Source organism: Prosthecobacter sp. (genome assembly GCF_049294395.1).
Classification (GTDB): domain Bacteria; phylum Verrucomicrobiota; class Verrucomicrobiia; order Verrucomicrobiales; family Verrucomicrobiaceae; genus Prosthecobacter.
In genome coordinates, this window is record NZ_JBAQCR010000009.1 from 1 (window position 1) to 3,372 (window position 3,372).

3 protein-coding genes are annotated in these 3,372 nt (G+C 64.4%); all 3 read left to right on the plus strand.

Going from position 1 to position 3,372, the window contains the following annotated elements; all coding sequences use genetic code 11:
• The first annotated feature begins 139 nt into the window (after positions 1-139).
• The gene (locus tag WAW39_RS00760; protein WP_422314755.1) at positions 140-940 is read left to right on the plus strand and encodes a class I SAM-dependent methyltransferase; all 801 of its coding nucleotides are present in this window, start codon (positions 140-142) and stop codon (positions 938-940) included.
• Between the two features lie 470 nt (positions 941-1,410).
• Complete coding sequence (locus WAW39_RS00765) at positions 1,411-2,388, plus strand: GDSL-type esterase/lipase family protein (RefSeq protein WP_422314757.1); 978 nt, start codon at positions 1,411-1,413, stop codon at positions 2,386-2,388.
• Positions 2,389-3,052: 664 nt separating this feature from the next.
• A complete protein-coding gene (locus WAW39_RS00770) occupies positions 3,053-3,367 on the plus strand; it encodes a PQQ-binding-like beta-propeller repeat protein (protein WP_422314759.1) in 315 nt (104 codons plus the stop codon).
• Positions 3,368-3,372: the final 5 nt, after the last annotated feature.

Here is a 3,372-nt window from a genome sequence, read left to right on the forward strand (position 1 = left end):
CGCCATTCGCGTGCGGGCGTCCTGGCAGTCGGGCGGTTTGGCGGAGGGCGCTGCGGGTGGAAAATAGGGCCCGGCACGCCAAACACACCCAACCTACGGCCGGAGTGGCGCAGCGCTCTCTTTGCTCCATGGTGCCCCCATGCCCACCGAACAGCGCGACTGGTACGACACCCCCCTCTACTACGACATCGTCTTTGACGACGGCACCCTCAAGGAGGCGGACTTTCTGGAAGAGGCCTACGCCAAATACGCCACGCCCGCCAAGGTGGCGCGCCACCGCCTGCTGGAGCCCGCCTGCGGCAGCGGCCGCCTGGCGCTGGAACTGGCCAGTCGCGGCTGGGAGGTCAGCGGATTCGATGGCAACGCGCACATGATCGCCTTTGCCCAGCAGCGGCTGGAAAAGGCGGGGCTGAAGGCGCGCCTGTGGGAGGACTGGATGCAGAGCTTCACCCTGCCGAAGGGCGTGAAGGGCGGCTTTGACCTGGCGCACTGCCTCGTCAGCACCTTCAAATACCTGCTCAAGGAAAAGGACGCCGCCGAGTGCCTGCGCCGCGTGGCCGCCACCCTGCGCCCCGGGGGCGTGTTCTTCCTGGGCCTGCACCTCACGGATTACGACCGCGAGGAAGACGAGCACGAGCGCTGGGTGGCCAGGCGCGGCAGCATCGAAGTCGTCTGCAACACCCACACCTGGCCCGCCGACCGCAAGACGCGCCTGGAGCAGCTGCGCACCCGCCTCAAGATCACCGACTCCGGCCGCACCCACACGCAGGAGACCCGTTGGCAGTTCCGCACCTACAGCGCCGCGCAACTGAAGGCCCTCCTCCGCAAAGTCCCCGAGCTGGAGTACCTGGAGTGCTACGACTTCACCTACGACCTCACCGACCCCCGCAAATTTGACGACAGCTACGCCGACGTGCTTCTGGTGCTAAGGAAGCGGTAGGGGCGGGGGAAGTTTGCAGTGGTTGGCAGTGGTTGGCGATGGTTTGCAGTTGTTTCCAGAGGCAGCGCCGCACCACGCAGCGCTGGTAGGGATGCGCTGTGCGCGTCCGTAGAATCCTTCGTCCCAGCGCGTCTGCTGCCTCATCGCTCTCCCCCTTTTCAAACGCCTCCGCCCTCCGCTGCCGGGCGCTCCTAGGACGGCGCACCTTTGGGATCGCCTGCGGGCAATGACAGACCCGGAATCACGGACCCGCACAGCGGTTCCCTACCAACCCGAAATCGACGCAGCGCTGGTTTGGCACCTCAAAAATCAAAAATCGATGGCTCATCAATCGTCAATCCTCCGGCTGCGGCGCGTCCTGGGTACGCCTGATTGACGATTGATGAGCAAGGATGGTTGATTGTCGAAGTATCCTCTCCCCAAACCTCCCTCTAGACAACTCCCACCGCCTCCGCTCCAATAGCGCCCGCATGAATTTGAAATCCCTGGCCGGCCTCGTGGTGCTTCTGAGCGCCTCCTTCGCATCCGCTCAAGCTCCGGAGACGGACGCCCCTGCTGCCTCCGCACCGGCGCAGCCCTCCTCCTTTCAGTTTCAAGACGGCGACCGCGTCGTCCTCATCGGCAACACCGTGCTGGAGCGCGAGCAGCGCTACGGCTCCTTTGAGCCCCGGCTGGATCTCGCCCTGGGCGAAGAAAAAGTCACCGTGCGCAATCTCGCCTGGAGCGGCGACACCGTCTTTGGCCATGCGCGCTCCTACTTCGGCCCGCCTGAGGAAGGCCTGCAGCGCCTCTCCGTGCACCTGGAAATGCTCAAGCCCACCGTCGTCATCCTCTGCTACGGCAGCGAGCTCGCGTTTGAGCGCCTCGGCGGCCTGCCCGAGTTCCTCACCGGCTACCGAAACCTGATCGACCTCATCCGTGCAAAGTCCCCCGGCGTGCGCGTCATCATCGCCACCCCGCCGCCGCTGGAGACCCTGCCGCCCCCGCTGCCAGACCTCTCCGCCGCGAACCGCAACCTCTCCAGCCTGCGCGATGCCCTGCACAAATTTGCCCTCATGCAGAACGCGTATTTTGTCGATTGGTTCGAGCTCATGGGCGGCCTCCCCAAGCCAGGCGTCATCCGCAAGCCCCTCACCGAAAACGGCGTGCACTACACCCGCGAAGGCTATGAAAAGCTCAGTGCCAAGCTCATCGAAGGCCTCGGCCTCAAGCTGCCCGATGCGCCCTCCCCAGCCCTCGAAAACCTCCGCCGCGCCGTCATCGCCAAAGACACCCTCTTCTTCAACCGCTGGCGCCCGCACAACGAGACCTACCTCTTCGGCTTCCGCAAACACGAGCAGGGTCAGAACGCCAAGGAAATCCCCATGTTCGACCCCCTCATCGCCCAGGGCGATGAACAGATCCAGAAGCTGAAGGAAGAAGCCCTGCAGCAGGCGCGCAGGCCGTGAGGTCCGGCGGCGCGAGCCGCTGATTCGTTCTCGTTCTCCTAGTTGATTCGCTGCGCTCACCCTTCGGGCTCCCTGCGGTCGTCTGTCTCGCTTCGCTCGGCTGTCCTCGATCCTAGCGCTCTGCTGAGGCCCAGCCGTTTGCAGTCGTTGGCGATGGTTGGCAATCGTTTGCAGTGGTTGGAACATCACGCAGGCACCACCTCATTCCAGATTCGGCTTTGGCGCGTGAGATCAGCCGGCTTTCTTCACCAAGGATGGCGTCAAGTCGGGCTTCTTCGGTGTAGGCTGGAACTGGCCGCCCGGCACCCGCGTAAGTGTCCGGCCGCGCTGATTCTCCCGAAACAAGGCCAAGGCCTGCTCTTTCGACAAGACCTGCCTGGGTGAGCCCTCGAATAATCCTTGATTCTCCATCGTGGTAAAATGCCATCTTTGCCGGTTCCAGTTCACCCCAAATTGGCCGCCTCAGCCACCTTGGCAAAGAGAAAAGGCCCCTCAGTCAGCCTCAGATGGGGCTTCTCCGTCCTCCTTCCCAGTCCCCTCACAACCTCCGTTTTTTGCCTCCTTCTTTGCGCCTTTTTGCGGCCATTCATTCCCCGCCCCCGCATTCCAAACCGCGCCGCATCTTCCACTGGCGCGGCCCCGCCTCCGGCGGCTCTTTCCCGCCATGAACCTCGACGACCTCGTCTTCACCGCATTCAACAAACGCGTCGCCGCCCTGCACCGGGACACGGGCGAAATCATCTGGCAGTGGACCGCCCCCTCCGGCGAGACCTACGCCAGCCTGCTGCTGGATGGCGACCGCCTCATCGTCTGCGTGCACGGCTACATGTACGCGCTGGAGGCCGCCACCGGCCGGCCGCTCTGGTCCAATGCGATGAAGGGCTTCGGCTTTGGCGTCGCCAGCCTCGCCTCCGTGCGCGGCAGCCTCAGTTCCAGCGCCCAGCTTCTGAACTCCGCCGCCGAATCCGCCGCGCGGTGAGGCCG

Excerpts from the sequence above, each read along its gene's own strand:
- WAW39_RS00760 (WP_422314755.1), top strand. The coding sequence starts at position 140 with ATGCCCACCGAACAGCGCGACTGGTACGACACCCCCCTCTACTACGAC.
- WAW39_RS00765 (WP_422314757.1), top strand. The coding sequence starts at position 1,411 with ATGAATTTGAAATCCCTGGCCGGCCTCGTGGTGCTTCTGAGCGCCTCC.
- WAW39_RS00770 (WP_422314759.1), top strand. The coding sequence starts at position 3,053 with ATGAACCTCGACGACCTCGTCTTCACCGCATTCAACAAACGCGTCGCC.